The organism is Gardnerella sp. DNF01205 (assembly GCF_049244135.1).
Lineage (GTDB): Bacteria > Actinomycetota > Actinomycetes > Actinomycetales > Bifidobacteriaceae > Bifidobacterium > Bifidobacterium leopoldii.
Genome location: NZ_CP058378.1, coordinates 1071516 through 1088409 on the forward strand (window position 1 = coordinate 1071516; position 16894 = coordinate 1088409).

Here is a 16894-nt window from a genome sequence, read left to right on the forward strand (position 1 = left end):
AATACTGAACTAGCATAGGCGCATTTATTTTGCACATATTGTATTTTCCATACTAAAAATTCAAACATTATTTGCGCATAAAAATTTTTGGTATTATCGCTATGCTTCTAGATACAGCACAAGAAACAGCCATCGGAATAATCATAATCATAGGCGCATTCACTAATTGCGCTACCAAAAAAAGCGCAAACCACAATGACTTTCGGCTTGCAGTTAACAGACTTGCAGCGCCAAAAATAGCAGCTATTATCAATATTTTTAGCTGACTTGATAGCATGCCACCAACAACTGGAATGTTCATACTTATAAAACCTACGATCAGCCCTACGCAAGCCCCAGACGACATACTCGGCTGAAGCACACCACCACTTGCGCCAGCTCGAAGAGTGCAACTTGTTAAAATTATTTTTGCAACAAATAGTAGAAGCAAAGTTACCAAAGAGTTTTTGTCAATTGCAATACTTGTTTTTGCAATATTATATGCGTATTGTGCTAAAGCTCTGCCATTGCCCATAATTGCTGGATTCCACGATGCAACTAATCCCGTTACTAAGCCCATTAATGGCAAAAAATATAAGATTTGGTAATTGTGAGCACACTTAGAGCGAGCCCAACGAATCATCTTATGGAAAAGAATACCCACAATACCGCAAGCAATGCCAACTATAATTGCAAGCAGCAACACAGTAGTGTTGACAATATGGATGTCATTAAGACTTGGCAAACAATAGTAAGGTTCATCCCCAAGCACAAAAATAGTAGTCAATGATGCAATTTCACTTATACATAACGCAATAGCAAAAATACCAAATTTTTGTATAAGCCAATACCATTTCAAACGCTTTAAAGAAGATTTCGATTCGTGAGAAAAACGTGGAATTGCAACCAAACCTAGTGTCATAATCGCACCCGCTATTGGAGCGCGATAAACTCCAGCTAAACCAGCACCAGCAGCACTTGCAACCAAAACGCGAGCTTGAAATTCACTGACTCGAATAAAGCAGAGTAACTTCTGAGTAAGCATTGCAGCCAATTCTCGAGGCGCAACTTCTCTACCTAAACTTGCGCCAGAAGCAACTATAAAAATTTGTAAACATACATGGATAATCGTCGTATTAAATGGCATCGATTGGCCACTAACAGCATGAGCTATATCGACAATACGATTAGAAGATTTTGTCCATAACCACATCCAAATAATTGCAGCAACAGACATCACAATTAATACAACAGCAACATAATGCAATACTGGCAATCCAACTGGCGAAGGTTTAAGAGCAGATTCTGAAAATCCGAACATTACATTTTGCACAGCATGTAGTAACAGAGTTAATAATATTGCACCAACTCCAGCCATAACTGCAACAAAAAAAGCAATAAGACTTAATCGTAAACATGTAAAAACATAGTTCAAACACTTACCAGGTTTTTTACTGCCTACCATTTGCAAATTGCGTTTTTCCATTAGCAGCAGCCTTCCTTATGTTATTTGTTTTTCATTTTATTTGTTTTTCACTTTCTTTAAAGTATAACAACAACACAAAAACCCAGAGCAAAAGCCCTGGGTTTTTAGCAAATATGAGAAAGTATAAACTTTTTTCTTGCTTGAAAAATACTACTTAGAAAGTTCGTCAGCAACTTCTGCAGCAGCAGAAGCAGCCTTCACGCTTTCGTCTTCGTCATCATCCTCAGACAAGAATGCACTCAAGTCAAGAGCTTCTCCGCCGGAAACGAACTTTACAGCACGCATACCAGCAAGCAAGCCCTTAGAACGAGCAACTTCCTGCACAGCGGAACCAAGCTGACCGTTGTTAACGATTGCGTTAATGAACTGGTTTGGATCCATGCCGTACTGCTGAGCAACAGAAACCAAGAAGTTGGTGACGTCAGCCTGGGAAACAGTCACATCCATCTGTTCAGCCAAAGCGTCAAGAACCATCTGGTCGCGAAGTTCCTTCTCAGCAGCCTGCTGAGCTTCGTCCTTCTGCTTCTTGGTAGCTTTTTCAGGATCAGGGGTCATGCCCTTCAAATGCTCTGAAACAGCCTTGTCCAAAACGCCCTTTGGCACAGGAATTTCAACTTCTTCCTGAAGCTTAACAAGGAATGCGTCACGGGCATTAGTTGCCTGACGACCTTCAGCAGCCTGCTCGCAAGCCTTGCGAATATCTGCCTTCAAATCCTTCAAAGTATCAAACTCAGAAGCTTCCTGAGCAAAATCATCATCAAGCTCTGGCAATTCCTGAGTCTTTACGGAATTAACCTTAACCTTGATCTGAGCCTTCTCGCCCTTATGCTTACCGAACTCGAGAGTACCCTCAAAGGTGGTTTCTTCACCGGCAGAAAGGCTATCCAAAGCCTCATCCAAACCGTCGAGCAACACACCGGAACCGATTTCGTAGCTTACGCCCTCTTGCGCATCAACTACTTCGTCATCGATACGAGCTTCCAAATCAATGTTAGTGTAATCACCCTTAGCTGCAGGACGGTCAACACCAACCAAAGTAGCAAAACGCTGACGGAGGCTTTCCAAGCGCTCCTTGACATCCTTGTCGGAAACCTTTGGCTTCTCAACTTCAATCTCAACGCCCTTGAACTTGTTCAACTTGAAATCTGGACGACGCTCAACTGTTGCTACAAACTTAAGACTTGCATCTGCATCAGTCGACGTTGGAACTTCCTGAACGTCAAATTCTGGCTGATCCATTGGGCGAATCTTCTTTTCTTCCAAAGCCTTAGAATAAAGCTCTGGTACAGCGGAATTTACGGCTTCGCCGGCAACAGCTGCGAAACCGACGCGCTGATCTACAATCTTGCCTGGCACATGTCCCTTACGGAAACCTGGCACGTTAATTTGCTTAGCAATCTCCTTACGAGCTTCTTCCAAAAATGGCTTGAAGTCTTCGAGATCTGCGGTAATGGTGAGCTTAACTTTAGTTGGCTCAAGATTCCTGACGCTGATTTTCACGCTTGCGCTCCTGAAATTACGTTTTTTCTAGCTTCTGCCGTATGGCACAACCGTTACATGATAGCGCGAGTTACGGACTCAGCTACCAATCGGGTTTGCCATTCGCGAGCGCCATGCTCACTTAGGAATGTTTTAACATCAATATCTTGCGCATCATCATGCCAGCAAAGATTACGAATAATCTGCGGTTTGATAATAATTTCTGCAGGAGTATGAGTGTATTCAGAAATTTGATTTAACTCAGCTTTTACTCTTTGTAAACGCTCATAACGCTTAGGGTGATGTTCTCGCCAATATTTCATAGATCTAGGAGCGCTTTGGGAATCTTGCATATCCTGTAAATACTGCGAATCTGACGAATCATGGCAATCCTGACAATCGTTAGAACCTTGTGACTCGTCAGTATCTGTTGATTTAAGTACGCTCGTTTTACGAGATTCGCGCGAATTAAGTTGAATAGCTCCATTCGGTAATACTGGATGCACATCATCCATAGCTGTTTCACCAGATTTAGCGCGCAAAATAGCATTCTCTATAACGTTTTTCCAAATAGATGGTTTAATTTTGCGCTGAATTGGAGCGTAACGCTCGAACATTTTGTCTTGCTCACTGCCAGTGTGTACTCGCACTCGCTCATTCAAAGAACGAATAGCACGAAACGCGCGCGCATTACTAGGTTTACGCTTACCAGCTTCAATAATCGCAGCGTCAGAAAGTAGAAGAGTTGGCGCAATATCATATTCACGCGCTAAAGCATCTCGCCTTTGCCACAATGCTTTCGCAATAACTAAACCAACACGATCGTGCATAAGCACACTTATATGCGATATTTTAAGCCATGGACGCGGATGCGGAGCTTTCTTTTGTGCACCCTTACTAAGTAAGTGTTTAAATTCTTCTTCCGCCCAAGAAAGTTTACCTTGCTTTTTTAGCTCACCGCGCATTACTTCTTCTAGCTCAATAAGTAATTCAACGTCTAAAGCCGCGTAATTTCGCCAATCTCTAGGAAGTGGACGATAAGACCAGTCCGCTGCGGAATGTTCTTTTGCGAGGGTCAAACCCAAATAATATTCAGTTACAGAGCTTAAACCAAAGCGCTTTCTACCAAGTAATTTAGCCGCAATCTCGGTATCGAATAAAGCACGAGGACGCAAACCAATATCGAAAAATCCTGGCAAATCTTGCATCGAATCGTGGATAATCCAAGGCGCATCTCCTACTGCCTTGTTAAATTCGTTCCAATCGGCTCCAAGTTTTGTAAGTTCTATTGGATCCAGTAACCCGATTCCTGCACCTTTGCGTTTAAACTGAATCAGCCAATCTTCATGACCATATCTAAAACCGGAAGCTCGCTCAGCATCTGCAGCTAAAGAACCGGAACCTGATGCCAACAAGCTGCAATAATCTTTATATGCTTCAAGCGTATCAATGACTTCTGGAACTCCTTCTCTAGGCTCTTTTAAAAGCTTTGGTTCCTCGTTCAAGTACGCCTCCCGATTTGCATGCTTTAGCCAAATTCTTACGTTTTTTGCAACTTATTCTGTACTTTTTGCAAAATGTTGCGCAAGATATATTTAAGCCGTGTTATAGATTATGCATCTTTTAACACGGCTTCAACTTTCGCACACAACTACGACTATTCAAAAAATAAATAATCAATTAAATAATCAATCTGTTTTATTGTTTGCTATTTCGTCATTTATGCGTTTAACAAGCTTAGTTTTAAGGAATCTAGTAAGAGTAAATGCGACTGCCGAAACTAAAACCGTTGGGATAACGTAGACAGTATGTAAACCTAAATCTCTTATTGGGAAAGTGGCAAGTTCTGTAGCAATGGTTATAGCAATAGATATTATTGGCACTTCAATAAGAAGTTTCTTACCGAAAGCCGCAACGATATTTATCGGCAACAAAATTATCGGCAAAACAATTAAAATAATAAGCGCTGTGCCAAAGCCAAACTGATCGTTACACCGTGCAAAAATAGCTAACGCTAATGCAAAAGCTAATGCAATCCAACAACCTATTCTGCGCTTCATTGCGTATCCTTTCTCTAAAAAGGGTGTTTGTGTAATTATACAAAAATCCTTTAAAAAAAAAACAATACAATACGCAAAAATTGCCTAAAACGCATCGAGGTTCAGTCTAGTACACAACAAAACCGTGGTCTTTGAACTGGTTTACAACTCGCTCTTTAAGTGCTCTAGAAGGTCCTTTTTGATTCTCAAGAGGGTACGGAATTCGAAGCTCATGCCACTTTGGACGACCTAGTTGATGGAAGCCAAGCACGTCAATATGCTCAACAGCATCACCAAACGAATCGCAAATCTCAGCAACTTTTTCAACATTTTCTTCGCTGTCTGTCAAACCTGGAACGAGCACAAAACGCACCCAAATCTTCTTACCAGCCTTCGCCAATCGCTGACCAAAGTCAATAGTTGGCTGAAGTAAGCCGCCAGTTACTTTTTTATACGTTTCTTCAGTTCCGGATTTAACGTCAAGAAGGCAAAGATCAATGTCTTCAATCATTTCATCCGTATAATTGCGATTCAAAAATCCGGAAGTGTCCAAGCAAGTATGAACGCCCATCTCTTTTGCAGCACGAAAAACTCTAGATACAAAAGCCGGCTGCATCATGGATTCGCCGCCAGAAAAAGTGATCCCACCGCCTGTTGCTTTAAAAAGACTTTGATAACGGTCAACTTTTTTAATCATCGCATCTAAATAGACTGGCTTTCCGTCGCGCATTTTCCAAGTATCAGGATTCTGGCAATACTGGCAGCGCAGCGGGCAGCCACTCATAAACACTGTCATACGAGTACCAGGACCATCAACAGAAGTGTTAATATCCCACGAATGCACAAATCCAATATCGCCAGTTTTAAGAGCTACAAGGCGATCTTTTCTGTCTAATCCAATTGGAGATTCAAAGCCGGAAAGTCCACCCATTAAAGTTTGGCGAGCATACTCTTTTGACTCCTTCAACATATGCTGAGTTGTGGTACGAAACGCTGTGTTTTCAGCCATCTAACTGCCCTCCAAACTATTTATAAATAAATAATAAATAATATACGCAATTAACAAAAGCCGGGAGCGAAACTAGCCTCGCTCCCGGCGGTGTTTACTAATCAACCAAATCAGTCAGTAACTGAACCCTGGTGGAATGTACGAGAAATAACGTCGAGCTGCTGCTCCTTAGTGAGCTTCACGAAGTTCACTGCGTAGCCGGAAACTCGAACCGTCAAATGCGGATACTTTTCTGGGTGCTCAACAGCATCTTCAAGCTGTTCCTTACGCAACACGTTGATGTTTGCGTGGTACAAACCGTGACCGTTGCCAGCATCCAAAATGCCAACCAAGTTGCTGATGCGCTCGTCTTCGTCACGACCTAAACCATCAGGAGTAATGGTGTTCGTAAGCGAAATGCCGTCAAGAGCATCGTCGTAATCAATCTTTCCAACGGAGAACATCGAAGGAAGCATGCCGTGCGAATCCATGCCGTTTTCTGGGTTTGCGCCTGGAGCGTACGGAGTACCCTTCTTGTGACCGGATGGGAAGGAACCAGTATTCTTGCCATACTCAACGTTAGAAGTAATAGTCAAAATGGACTGAGTTGGTACAGCATTACGGTACACAGGCAAACGCTTTACCTGACCCATAACAGTGCTCACAACCCACTTAGCTAAGTCGTCTGCACGATCGTCGTCGTTACCGTAAATTGGGAACTCTCCAACAGTCTTGTAGCCAACGATTAAGTCGTCGTCGCCGCCCTCAATGTACTCGTACTCGTGGCCTTCAGTGGTCTTAGCATCCTTGTTGTAGATTGGGTAAACCTTTGCATACTTCAAAGCAGCCAAGGAATCTGCAGCAATAGACAAACCGGACATGCCGCAACCAAGCGTACGATAGACTTCCCTATCATGCAAAGCCATTTCGATGGACTCGTAAGCGTACTTATCGTGCATGTAGTGGATGATATTCAAAGCCTCAATATAGGTTTCGGAAAGCCATTCCAAAGCCTTCTCGTAGTTAGCCTTAACTTTCTCGTAGTCGAGAGTACCGTCAGCTTCTGGCTTGATTGGGTCAATAACACCCTTATCAATAACCTGCATACCGGTCATTTCATCGCGACCGCCGTTGATTGCGTAAAGCAAAGCTTTTGCAGAGTTCACGCGAGCAGCGAAGAACTGCATTTGCTTACCGACGCGCATTGGAGAAACGCAGCAAGCAATAGCAGCGTCGTCACCCCAGTGCTCACGAATGTCTTTATCGGACTCGTACTGGATTGCAGAAGTGTCGATAGAAATTCGTGCGCAGAAACGCTTATAAGCTTCTGGAAGCTTTGGATCCCAGAAAATAGTGATATTTGGCTCAGGACCAGGTCCCAAATGCTCAAGAGTCAAAGTGTTGAGCAAACGGAACGAAGTCTTGGTTACGAAAGTGCGACCATCCTCGCTGAAGCCTGCATCGGACCAAGTTGCCCAGTAAGGATCACCAGAGAAGATTGCGTCGTAATCCTTAGTACGCAAGAAGCGCACAATACGAAGCTTCATAACAAGAGCATCAATAATTTCCTGAGCGTCGGTTTCGTTAATTAAACCTGCCTTCAAATCGCGCTCAAAGTAGCAATCAAAAAATGCAGAAACGCGACCAAAGCTCATTGCAGCGCCATCCTGGCTCTTAACAGAAGCAAGATAGCCCATGTAAGTCCACTGAACAGCTTCCTTAGCGGTCTTAGCTGGACGAGTCAAATCCAAACCGTACTCGTTACCCAAGTTAATAAGCTGCTTCAAAGCCTTAATCTGCTCGTCATGCTCTTCGCGGAAGCGAATCCAATGCTCAATTTCAGTCTCGGTAAAATCGTTACGGTATGGAATCGAATCCTTGTCGCGCTTCTTGAACTCAATAAGCATGTTCACGCCGTAAAGAGCCACACGACGATAATCGCCAATAATACGACCGCGGCCGTAAGCATCTGGCAAACCGGTCAAAATCTTGTTGTGGCGAGCAATCTTAATATTCTTGGTGTAAACGCCAAATACACCATCGTTATGAGTCTTGCGGTAGACGGTGAAGATCTTCTTGATTTGAGGATCTACTTCCTTGCCAGCTTCTTTAATAGCCTGCTCAACCATGCGCCAACCGCCGTTTGGCATCATAGCGCGCTTGCAAGGCTCATCAGTTTGCAAACCGACGATTACGTTATCTACTTCTGGGCTTTCAATATAACCTGCTGGCATTGCGTCAATGCCTGCTGGGATATGAGTTTCAACATCATAAACACGACGTTCACGTTCAACAGCCAAGTAGTTGTCGTCGAGATACTTCCACATGTGCTTCGTTTTTTCAGTGGCATTTGCCAAGAAGCTTTCGTCACCTTCATATGGCGTATAGTTCTTTAATATAAAGTCGCGTACGTCAATGTCTTTTTTCCAATTTCCGTCAGTAAAACCATTCCACGCTTCGGTACGAAGATCCTCTTCACTGAGAACTGGTGCATCAACTGATGTCATGTTTAGACTCCTTTTGTACCCGCAACGCATCTTCACGCTGCCCTAATAACAATGTTAGGGCATATGTAAACGCATACACGAGTAGTTTTGCAAAAAATCTAGTGAAATATATCACATTTATTCACGAAAAGCTGTGGTAACAGGCATTCTGCGATCCCTGCCAAAAGCAATAGCGCTTACTTTTGGTCCAAGCGGATACTGCCTGCGCTTCCATTCTGCGCGATCAACTAAACGCATAACCGTGTCAACAGTATGCTCGTCAAAACCATCTGCAAGCAAATCTGCTCTACCATGAGCAAGCTCAATATGAGCCTCTAAAACGCGATCGAGCAAATCGTACTCAGGTAAAGAATCAGAATCCTTTTGCCCTGGACGCAACTCTGCACTCGGAGGCTTAATAATAGAATTAACAGGAATAAGCACGCCATCTTGCGGAGCTTTCGCTTTCTGAGAATCCTCATATCCAACAATTGGCAGCATACCAATACCTACTCCAGCATTCGCAGCGCGATTCCTCCAACGAGAAAGTGCCCAAACGCGCGTCTTAAGCAAATCCTTAATAGGAGCATACCCTCCTACCGCATCGCCATAGATAGTAGAATATCCGCAAGCAAGCTCCGATTTATTACCAGTTGCGAGCGCCAAAACACCGCGCGAATTTGAATATGCCATTACGATTACGCCACGAACGCGAGCTTGCAAGTTTTCTGCAGCAACTCCTTCTAAGGAAAGTTGTGATTGGAAAGCTTTAAAAAGCGGTTCAATTGGTTGCACATCGTAGTGAGCGCCAATTCGCTCTGCTAAATCGCGCGCATCGTCTTTAGAACCGTCCGAAGAGTACATGCTTGGCATAGAAATACCATATACATTTGCTCCGCCGCAAGCATCGGCAGCCATAGTAGCTACTAAAGCAGAATCAATTCCTCCAGAAAGTCCTAAGCACACACCCTTAAAACCATTCTTACGCATGTAATCTCTAAGACCTACAACACACGCACAATACACTTCTTCGTCTGCGTCAAGTTTTGAAGCAATGCTTGAAACTTTCTGCTTTTTCAGCGAGTTATCAAAATCAACAAACGACAAATCTTCAGCAAACATTGCCGAGCGTTCAAGCAAAGTTCCGTCAGAATCAACAACAAAACTTCCACCGTCAAAAACCAAATCATCTTGACCACCGACCTGGTTCACATACACAACCGGCGCATTGACTTCAACAGCGCGCTTTTGAGCCAAACTCAAACGCACATGAGTTTTACCTTCCTCATATGGAGAACCGTTCATAGTTATTAGCGCATCGATACCAAGTTTTGCCAAACGCGCAACAGGACCGCCGTCTTGCCAAATATCTTCGCAAATAGCAAAACCTAGACGTATTCCATCTACTTCCAGCAGCTCACACTTATTGCCAGAAGAGAAAATACGAAACTCGTCAAAAACACCATAATTTGGCAAGAAATGCTTGTCGTATTGCAACACAGATTTGCCTTCATGCAATACGAGAAGCCTGTTTCGAGGCTTTCCAGCAGACTCGTCAAAGCCAACAGTTCCAACTACTACGTAAAGCTCCCCCAAGCCTTCTTCTGAAAGTTTTGATGCAAGCAAGTCTGCAGCTTTTTGTGCAGCTGTGCGGAACGTGGCACGCAAGGCGAGGTCTTCAATAGGATACCCAGTCAAAGTCATCTCAGGAAATACAACCATGCGAGCACCCGACTGCTTTGCGCGCGCAGCATACTTCAAAACTTTTTCAACGTTGCTATCAATATTCCCAACGCAGGTATCTATCTGCGCTAACGCCAATCGCAAAAAACTCATACATTACAGTCTAGTAGATAGCTTCATTGCAAGTAAGCGACGTGTTGAAAAACTTATTTTTTCTCTTTCCACACTGCAAGTATGCGAATTATTAACACGTCATAAATAATACTAATAAGCAAAGTATAGAATTATTGATTTTTCTCGCCTATATTGATAATTCGTTACTCGCGAAGGGGATTTAACTTTAAACGAATTTCACCGAACAAGGAGCAGGAAATATGCGAAAAATTAAAGTTATTGCATCAATTACAGCACTGGCAGCATTAGCGACTTTCACTTTAAGCGGCTGCGGTAGCTCAAAAGCAGGAGCGAAGGATGACAAAACTATTACTGTTGCTGCTTCGCCTACTCCGCATTCTGAAATCTTAAATAAGGTTGTAAAGCCAATCTTGCAAAAAGAAGGCTACAAGCTAGTAGTAAAGGAATTTACTGACTACGTGCAGCCAAATACAGCTACTGAAGAAGGCGAAGTTGACGCAAACTACTATCAGCATTTGCCTTATCTTGACAACTTCAATAAGGAAAAGGGAACTCATCTTGTTTCAGTAGGTGGAATTCATTTTGAACCATTTGGATTGTATCCAGGAAAAACCAAGACGATTAAAGCATTAGCAAATGGCGCAACTGTTGCAGTTCCAAATGATCCTACTAATGAGGCTCGCGCATTGCTTCTTTTGCAAGATGCTGGATTGATTAAGTTGAAGAATCCAAAAGATATTAACGCTACTACAAAAGATATTACTGAGAATCCTAAGAATTTGAAGTTTAAAGAACTTGAAGCGGCAACAGTTCCTACTGCCATTAAGGATGTGGATCTTGCTGCCATGAATGGCAATTACGCTATTCAAGCTGGTTTTAACCCAACTAAAGACCCACTTACTTCAGAAAAAGTCGGTGGCATTGCGGCTAAAACTTATGAAAATATTATTGTAGTAAAGAAGGGCTCTGAAAAGTTTGCAAAAATCAAAGCCTTACTCAAAGCTTTGAAGACAAGCGAAGTGCGCGACTATATTACTAAAACTTACAAAGGCGCTGTGCTTCCTGTTTTCTAAATAATACTCACAATGTAGCCACCTAATGCCGCATGTGTATGCTTCGTGTATGCTTTGCGGCATTATTTTATAAGCGTGTAATATACGTAATGTGCGTGCTAGTCAATAATCTAGTTAATGACGCTAGTTAGTAACTCTAGTTAGTAACGAAGTATATTTCACACAGAAAGCAATAATCTGTTAAGGAAAAGCATGATTCAGATCGAACATCTTCACAAAAGCTACGGCAAAGGTAGCAAAGCGAATGAAGCATTACACGACATTAATCTGACTATTGAATCGGGAGAAGTATTCGGAATCCTTGGTTCTTCTGGTGCAGGAAAGTCTTCGCTAGTTCGTTGCATGAATCTGCTTGAGCGACCAACTTCTGGCAAAATTATTATTGACGGAAATGATATTAGCGAAGTAAAAGATAAAGAACTTGCAAAAGTACGCACTAATATTGGCATGATTTTTCAGAATTTTAGCCTTTTCCAGCAGCGTACAGTATTGCGAAACGTCACTTTCCCATTAGAGTTAAATCACACTGCAAAAAAGGAACGAGAAGAACGCGCAAACTACTTGCTTGACTTAGTTGGTTTAAAAGATTTTGCAAACCGCTACCCTAGCCAACTTTCAGGCGGACAGCAGCAGCGCGTAGCAATTGCACGAGCATTGGCAAATAATCCGTCGATTATGCTTTGCGATGAAGCAACAAGCGCACTGGACTCCACAACTACTGCGCAAATCCTTGATTTATTGCGCCGAATTAACCGCGAACTCAACGTAACACTTGTTATTATTACACATTCGCTGGCTGTAGCACGAAATATTTGCGACCGAGTTGCAATGATTGATGGCGGACACATTGTGGAATTAGGTGACACGGATACACTTTTTGCAAATCCACAAAGCGATATTTTGCGAACTCTTATTGCAGATGAAAAACAAGAAAATCATCGCGCTAAAACTACAAACACGCTTGCAAACGAGGCAACAGATGCACAAACAAGTGCGCTTAATGAGGTGAAATAACAATGTTAGAAGCTGCTACACAATTTTTTAACGACTACGGTGACTTACTTATTGAAGGCGTGCAAGACACACTCGTAATGACATCAGTTGCAACACTTTTTGCATACCTTATTGGACTTCCAGTTGGCGTACTTCTCATTACATCAAACAAAAAAGGTATTTGCCCTAACGCGCCAATTAACGCAGTTCTAGGCTGGATTGTTAACATCGTGCGTTCTGTGCCGTTTATTATTTTATTAGTTGCAATAATTCCTTTTACTCGTCTCATAGTTGGCACTTCTTTGGGAGTTCCTGGAGCTATTGTGCCTCTGGTAATTACAGCTGCACCATTCGTTGCTAGAGTAGTTGAACAATCTTTAGCCGAAGTTGACGGAAGCTTAATTGAAGCAGCACAAAGCTTTGGAGCAAGCAAATTGCAAATTGTTTGCAAAGTGTTGCTGTGGGAAGCTTTACCTTCGCTAATTCGCGGAGCTGCGCTTACATTTATTACGCTTTTTGGATTCTCCGCAATGGCTGGAACAGTTGGCGCAGGCGGACTCGGAGATATTGCAATACGATACGGATACCAGCGCTATCAATACGATGTGATGACAGTGGCTGTTATTCTTTGCATTATCCTCGTGCAGATTGTGCAAAGCCTGGGAGATTTTATTTCACGCGCAATCAATCATCACGAACGCTAAAGAATTTCGCAACATACCCACCACCAATTAAATGCACATAATCGTGTAAACTTACTGGTAATTCGACATTTTGCAGGGGTGCTTTCGAAAGAAGGCTGAGATGGTATTAATTTGCCTAACCCTTCGAACCTGTTAGTTAATACAACGTAGGGAGCAACGATTTTAGTATGACATCGAATTATCCGTACGCATCAATGCGTAATCAATTTAATCTAAGTGCCTGCTTTATTGCAGACCCACAAGCTTGTAATAATCGTCCACTTACAGATATTGTCGATGATGCTTTGCGCGCTGGAGCGACTTTTATTCGTCTTCATTGCAACAATGAAAACGCTAAAGAAATCACTACTATTGCACGCGATATTGCACAAATCATCGAAGACAATAACAAATGCGATTCTGTGACTTTTGTTATCGATGAACGTGTTGATGTCGTTTGGCAAGCTCGCAATCAAAGCATCAAAGTTGACGGAGTGCATTTAGCACAAAGCGACATGGAGCCTAGAGAGGCTCGCGCACTTCTTGGCGAAGATGCTGTAATCGGCTTATCTGTTGAAACCGAAAGCTTAGTTAAAGTAATAAACGAACTGCCAGATGGATGCATTGATTACATTTGCGTAACAGCAATGCACAATCCTGAAGAAGGATGCGAAAGCACTACTGCCGCTTACGAATTGGAAGCAAACCACACAACGCTGGACGAAGCGAAAATTAATACGATTTGTTCCGCAAGTGATTTCCCAGTTCTAGTTGGCGGAAGAACTGCGCTCGACGATATCGATACAATCGCTCACACTAAGGCTGCAGGATGGTTCGTTTCTGAAGCACTGTATTCTTCAGAAACACCAGAATCAACTATGCGTGAGTTTGTTGAACATTGGAAAGCTGTGCGAGGCGAAGAAAAGCACGGCTACGCCAAGCGAGTAATAGTTGCAGAAAATTCTGAATCAAAATCTTCAGAAACTCAAGAAAAGAAACCAACTTTTATTAACGCTAAAGAAGCAAAGGATGCTGCGAAATTAGCTAAACAACAGCGAGTTGACATTGCAGCTCGTGGTTGCACTCAGCGCGATAAAGCTCATATTCGCAAAACAACTCCAGTTCATTTTGAGTATGAATATGGTTCTTACGATTTGGAAGTTCCTTATACGGAAATTAAGCTTTCGGATACTCCTGGCGTAGGTCCTAACCCGCCTTTTAAGGATTACAATACTGAAGGTCCAAAGTGCGATCCGAAGGAAGGCTTGGCTCCGCTTCGACTTGACTGGATTCGCGACCGCGGTGACGTTGTGGAATATGAGGGTCGCAGGCGCAATCTTCAAGACGACGGCAAGCGCGCAATTAAGCGAGGCAAAGCTTCTAAAGAATGGCGTGGTCGCACGCATAAGCCAATGAAGGGCGCAGATCATCCGATTACGCAAATGTGGTACGCTCGTCACGGAATTACTACTCCGGAAATGCAATACGTTGCAACGCGCGAAAATTGCGATGTAGAGCTAGTTCGAGAAGAAATTGCAGCAGGACGCGCTGTAATTCCTTGCAATATTAACCATCCTGAAGCTGAGCCTATGATTATTGGCTCACGCTTCTTAACTAAGCTCAACGCAAACATGGGTAATTCTGCTGTTACGTCGTCTATTGACGAAGAAGTAGAAAAGCTTACGTGGGCTACGAAGTGGGGTGCGGATACCGTTATGGATCTTTCCACCGGTAACGATATTCACACAACGCGCGAATGGATTTTGCGCAACTCCCCTGTGCCAATTGGAACAGTTCCAATGTATCAGGCTTTGGAAAAAGTTGAGGATGATGCTTCTAAGCTCAGCTGGGAGCTTTTCCGCGACACTGTTATTGAGCAGTGCGAGCAGGGCGTTGACTACATGACTATTCACGCTGGCGTGCTTCTTCGCTACGTGCCGCTTACTGCAAACCGCGTAACCGGTATTGTTTCTCGTGGTGGCTCAATTATGGCTGAATGGTGCTTGCAGCATCATCAAGAGAGCTTCTTGTATACGCACTTTGAAGAATTATGCGAGATTTTCGCAAAGTACGATGTTGCATTCTCTTTGGGCGATGGTTTGCGTCCAGGTAGCTTGGCTGATGCTAACGATGCGGCTCAGCTTTCCGAGCTTATGACACTTGGCGAGCTTACAAAGATCGCTTGGAAGCATGACGTGCAGGTGATGATTGAAGGTCCTGGTCACGTGCCATTCGACACTGTGCGTATGAACATTGAGATGGAGAAGGCGATTTGCCAGAATGCTCCATTCTATACGCTTGGTCCTTTGACTACGGATACCGCACCGGGCTATGACCACATTACTTCCGCAATTGGTGGCGTGGAGATTGCACGATACGGAACTGCAATGCTTTGCTATGTGACTCCTAAGGAACATTTGGGATTGCCTAATAAGGACGACGTGAAGCAAGGCGTGATTGCGTATAAGATTGCTTGCCACGCAGCTGATCTTGCTAAGCACCATCCACATGCTATGGATCGCGACAACGCAATCAGTAAGGCTCGCTTTGAGTTCCGCTGGTTGGATCAGTTCAACTTAAGCTACGATCCGGATACCGCAATCGCCTTCCACGACGAAACACTTCCTGCAGAGCCGGCAAAAATGGCGCACTTCTGCTCGATGTGCGGACCAAAGTTCTGCTCGATGGCTATTTCGCAAAATATTCGTAAGCGTTTTGGCGGAGCAGCTCAGCAGGAGCAGCTCGTTGAAGAAGCACGCAGTCAGGCAATTGCCGATGGTATGAAAGAGATGAGCAAAAAGTTCCAAGAATCCGGCTCATCGCTGTATCAAAGCGTGAAAGCATAAAATGCAGAAGTACGGAAGCAAAAACTGAATTGCAAGTGCTTCAATAACAATACTTACAACGGATAACAATAGAAGAAGGTTGATATAAACCAAAGCGAGTTTTATAGTGAGCTATTACGCTTGCTATAAGACTCGCTTTCTTTATATTCGCATTTAGATTCTATTAATCCGACCTTTTCGTTGCACGCTTGTAAAGTTTCTGCCGCCTTACAGCAAAAATCCGACCTTTTCTGTACACAAGCGTATAGAAAATGTCGGATTAGTAATTGAGAACTGTAGTATTAAAGAATATTAAATCACATAATGTTTAATCACAAAACTTCAATAGAAATAATACCTACAGGCTCAAGAGGAGCATCAGATCGATCAGTTGCGACAGCCTCGAGCTTATCGACAACCGCCTTCGATTCATCGTCAGCAACTTCGCCGAAAATTGTATGGTGACCATCAAGCCATGGAGTTGGCACAGTTGTAATGAAGAACTGCGAACCGTTAGTGCCATGCAAACGACCGTCACGACCGCGACGCTTTCCAGCATTTGCCATAGCGAGCAAATAAGGCTTATCAAACTTCAAGGATGCGTCAATTTCATCGTCAAACTCGTATCCAGGACCGCCAGTTCCGTTACCAAGTGGGCAGCCACCCTGAATCATGAAGTCCTTAATAATGCGGTGGAAAGTTAAACCATCGTAAAATGGCTCATGCGAAGGTTTTCCACTGAATGGGTCAAGCCACTCACGCTCGCCGGTAGCTAAGCCAACAAAATTTTTGACGGTTTCAGGCGCTTTACTGTCAAACAAATTGATTTTTATATCGCCTTCAGAAGTATGCATAATAACTGTAGTCATGTGGTAATTCTCCCATATTTTCAAGACTGTTTCAATTCGTGTTAGATAAAAATATTCGCATACAAAAATGCCTCACTTTGCGTAGTAAAGAAAGACGCAAAGTGAGGCACATTTTACATTAACTTCATTATGCTAATTAACCCAATACTCAGCAAACTTACTGAATACAATTAAAC

General features: G+C 43.2%; 12 protein-coding genes and 1 riboswitch. Of the genes, 4 read left to right on the plus strand and 8 right to left on the minus strand.

Annotated elements, in window-relative coordinates; translation table 11 throughout:
* Positions 1–67 precede the first annotated feature (67 nt).
* From HXT47_RS04525 to HXT47_RS04555, 7 genes are all read right to left on the minus strand, one after another.
* Positions 68–1465, minus strand: a complete 1398-nt coding sequence (locus tag HXT47_RS04525) for a chloride channel protein (protein ID WP_421788905.1) — start codon at positions 1463–1465, stop codon at positions 68–70.
* A gap of 150 nt (positions 1466–1615) precedes the next feature.
* Positions 1616–2965: a trigger factor gene (gene tig / locus HXT47_RS04530; RefSeq protein ID WP_421788907.1), complete on the minus strand. Its 1350-nt coding sequence runs from the start codon at positions 2963–2965 to the stop codon at positions 1616–1618.
* A gap of 53 nt (positions 2966–3018) precedes the next feature.
* Entirely contained in the window at positions 3019–4449 is a 1431-nt protein-coding gene (locus HXT47_RS04535) for an HRDC domain-containing protein (protein WP_117008742.1), read from the minus strand.
* Positions 4450–4632: 183 nt separating this feature from the next.
* Complete coding sequence (locus tag HXT47_RS04540; protein ID WP_421788909.1) at positions 4633–5004, minus strand: hypothetical protein; 372 nt, start codon at positions 5002–5004, stop codon at positions 4633–4635.
* A gap of 106 nt (positions 5005–5110) precedes the next feature.
* On the minus strand, positions 5111–5992 hold the full coding sequence (gene pflA / locus HXT47_RS04545; RefSeq protein ID WP_004106335.1) for a pyruvate formate-lyase-activating protein: 882 nt from the start codon (positions 5990–5992) through the stop codon (positions 5111–5113).
* 110 nt (positions 5993–6102) lie between these two features.
* On the minus strand, positions 6103–8478 hold the full coding sequence (gene pflB, locus HXT47_RS04550; RefSeq protein WP_116971069.1) for a formate C-acetyltransferase: 2376 nt from the start codon (positions 8476–8478) through the stop codon (positions 6103–6105).
* A gap of 117 nt (positions 8479–8595) precedes the next feature.
* Complete coding sequence (locus HXT47_RS04555; protein ID WP_410294736.1) at positions 8596–10293, minus strand: NAD+ synthase; 1698 nt, start codon at positions 10291–10293, stop codon at positions 8596–8598.
* Positions 10294–10514: 221 nt separating this feature from the next.
* Between HXT47_RS04555 and HXT47_RS04560 the strand changes: the two genes are divergently transcribed.
* From HXT47_RS04560 to thiC, 4 genes are all read left to right on the plus strand, one after another.
* Positions 10515–11348 (plus strand): MetQ/NlpA family ABC transporter substrate-binding protein, encoded by an 834-nt coding sequence (locus HXT47_RS04560; protein WP_004106340.1) that lies wholly within the window; start codon positions 10515–10517, stop codon positions 11346–11348.
* A gap of 192 nt (positions 11349–11540) precedes the next feature.
* A complete protein-coding gene (locus HXT47_RS04565; protein ID WP_116971072.1) occupies positions 11541–12362 on the plus strand; it encodes a methionine ABC transporter ATP-binding protein in 822 nt (273 codons plus the stop codon).
* Positions 12363–12364: 2 nt separating this feature from the next.
* Positions 12365–13045, plus strand: a complete 681-nt coding sequence (locus HXT47_RS04570; protein ID WP_004106344.1) for a methionine ABC transporter permease — start codon at positions 12365–12367, stop codon at positions 13043–13045.
* 64 nt (positions 13046–13109) lie between these two features.
* Positions 13110–13215: riboswitch (TPP riboswitch) on the plus strand.
* On the plus strand, positions 13213–15870 hold the full coding sequence (thiC, locus tag HXT47_RS04575; RefSeq protein ID WP_004119078.1) for a phosphomethylpyrimidine synthase ThiC: 2658 nt from the start codon (positions 13213–13215) through the stop codon (positions 15868–15870). (Overlaps the previous riboswitch by 3 nt.)
* A 311-nt stretch (positions 15871–16181) precedes the next feature.
* Here the strand turns inward: thiC and HXT47_RS04580 are convergent, their stop codons facing one another.
* A complete protein-coding gene (locus tag HXT47_RS04580) occupies positions 16182–16718 on the minus strand; it encodes a peptidylprolyl isomerase (RefSeq protein ID WP_116971074.1) in 537 nt (178 codons plus the stop codon).
* Positions 16719–16894 lie beyond the last annotated feature (176 nt).

Coding starts and splice junctions, on each gene's coding strand:
- HXT47_RS04555 (WP_410294736.1), bottom strand. CDS start 10,293: ATGAGTTTTTTGCGATTGGCGTTAGCGCAGATAGATACCTGCGTTGGG.
- HXT47_RS04525 (WP_421788905.1), bottom strand. CDS start 1,465: ATGGAAAAACGCAATTTGCAAATGGTAGGCAGTAAAAAACCTGGTAAG.
- pflA (WP_004106335.1), bottom strand. CDS start 5,992: ATGGCTGAAAACACAGCGTTTCGTACCACAACTCAGCATATGTTGAAG.
- HXT47_RS04565 (WP_116971072.1), top strand. CDS start 11,541: ATGATTCAGATCGAACATCTTCACAAAAGCTACGGCAAAGGTAGCAAA.
- thiC (WP_004119078.1), top strand. CDS start 13,213: ATGACATCGAATTATCCGTACGCATCAATGCGTAATCAATTTAATCTA.
- HXT47_RS04540 (WP_421788909.1), bottom strand. CDS start 5,004: ATGAAGCGCAGAATAGGTTGTTGGATTGCATTAGCTTTTGCATTAGCG.
- HXT47_RS04570 (WP_004106344.1), top strand. CDS start 12,365: ATGTTAGAAGCTGCTACACAATTTTTTAACGACTACGGTGACTTACTT.
- HXT47_RS04560 (WP_004106340.1), top strand. CDS start 10,515: ATGCGAAAAATTAAAGTTATTGCATCAATTACAGCACTGGCAGCATTA.
- HXT47_RS04580 (WP_116971074.1), bottom strand. CDS start 16,718: ATGACTACAGTTATTATGCATACTTCTGAAGGCGATATAAAAATCAAT.
- pflB (WP_116971069.1), bottom strand. CDS start 8,478: ATGACATCAGTTGATGCACCAGTTCTCAGTGAAGAGGATCTTCGTACC.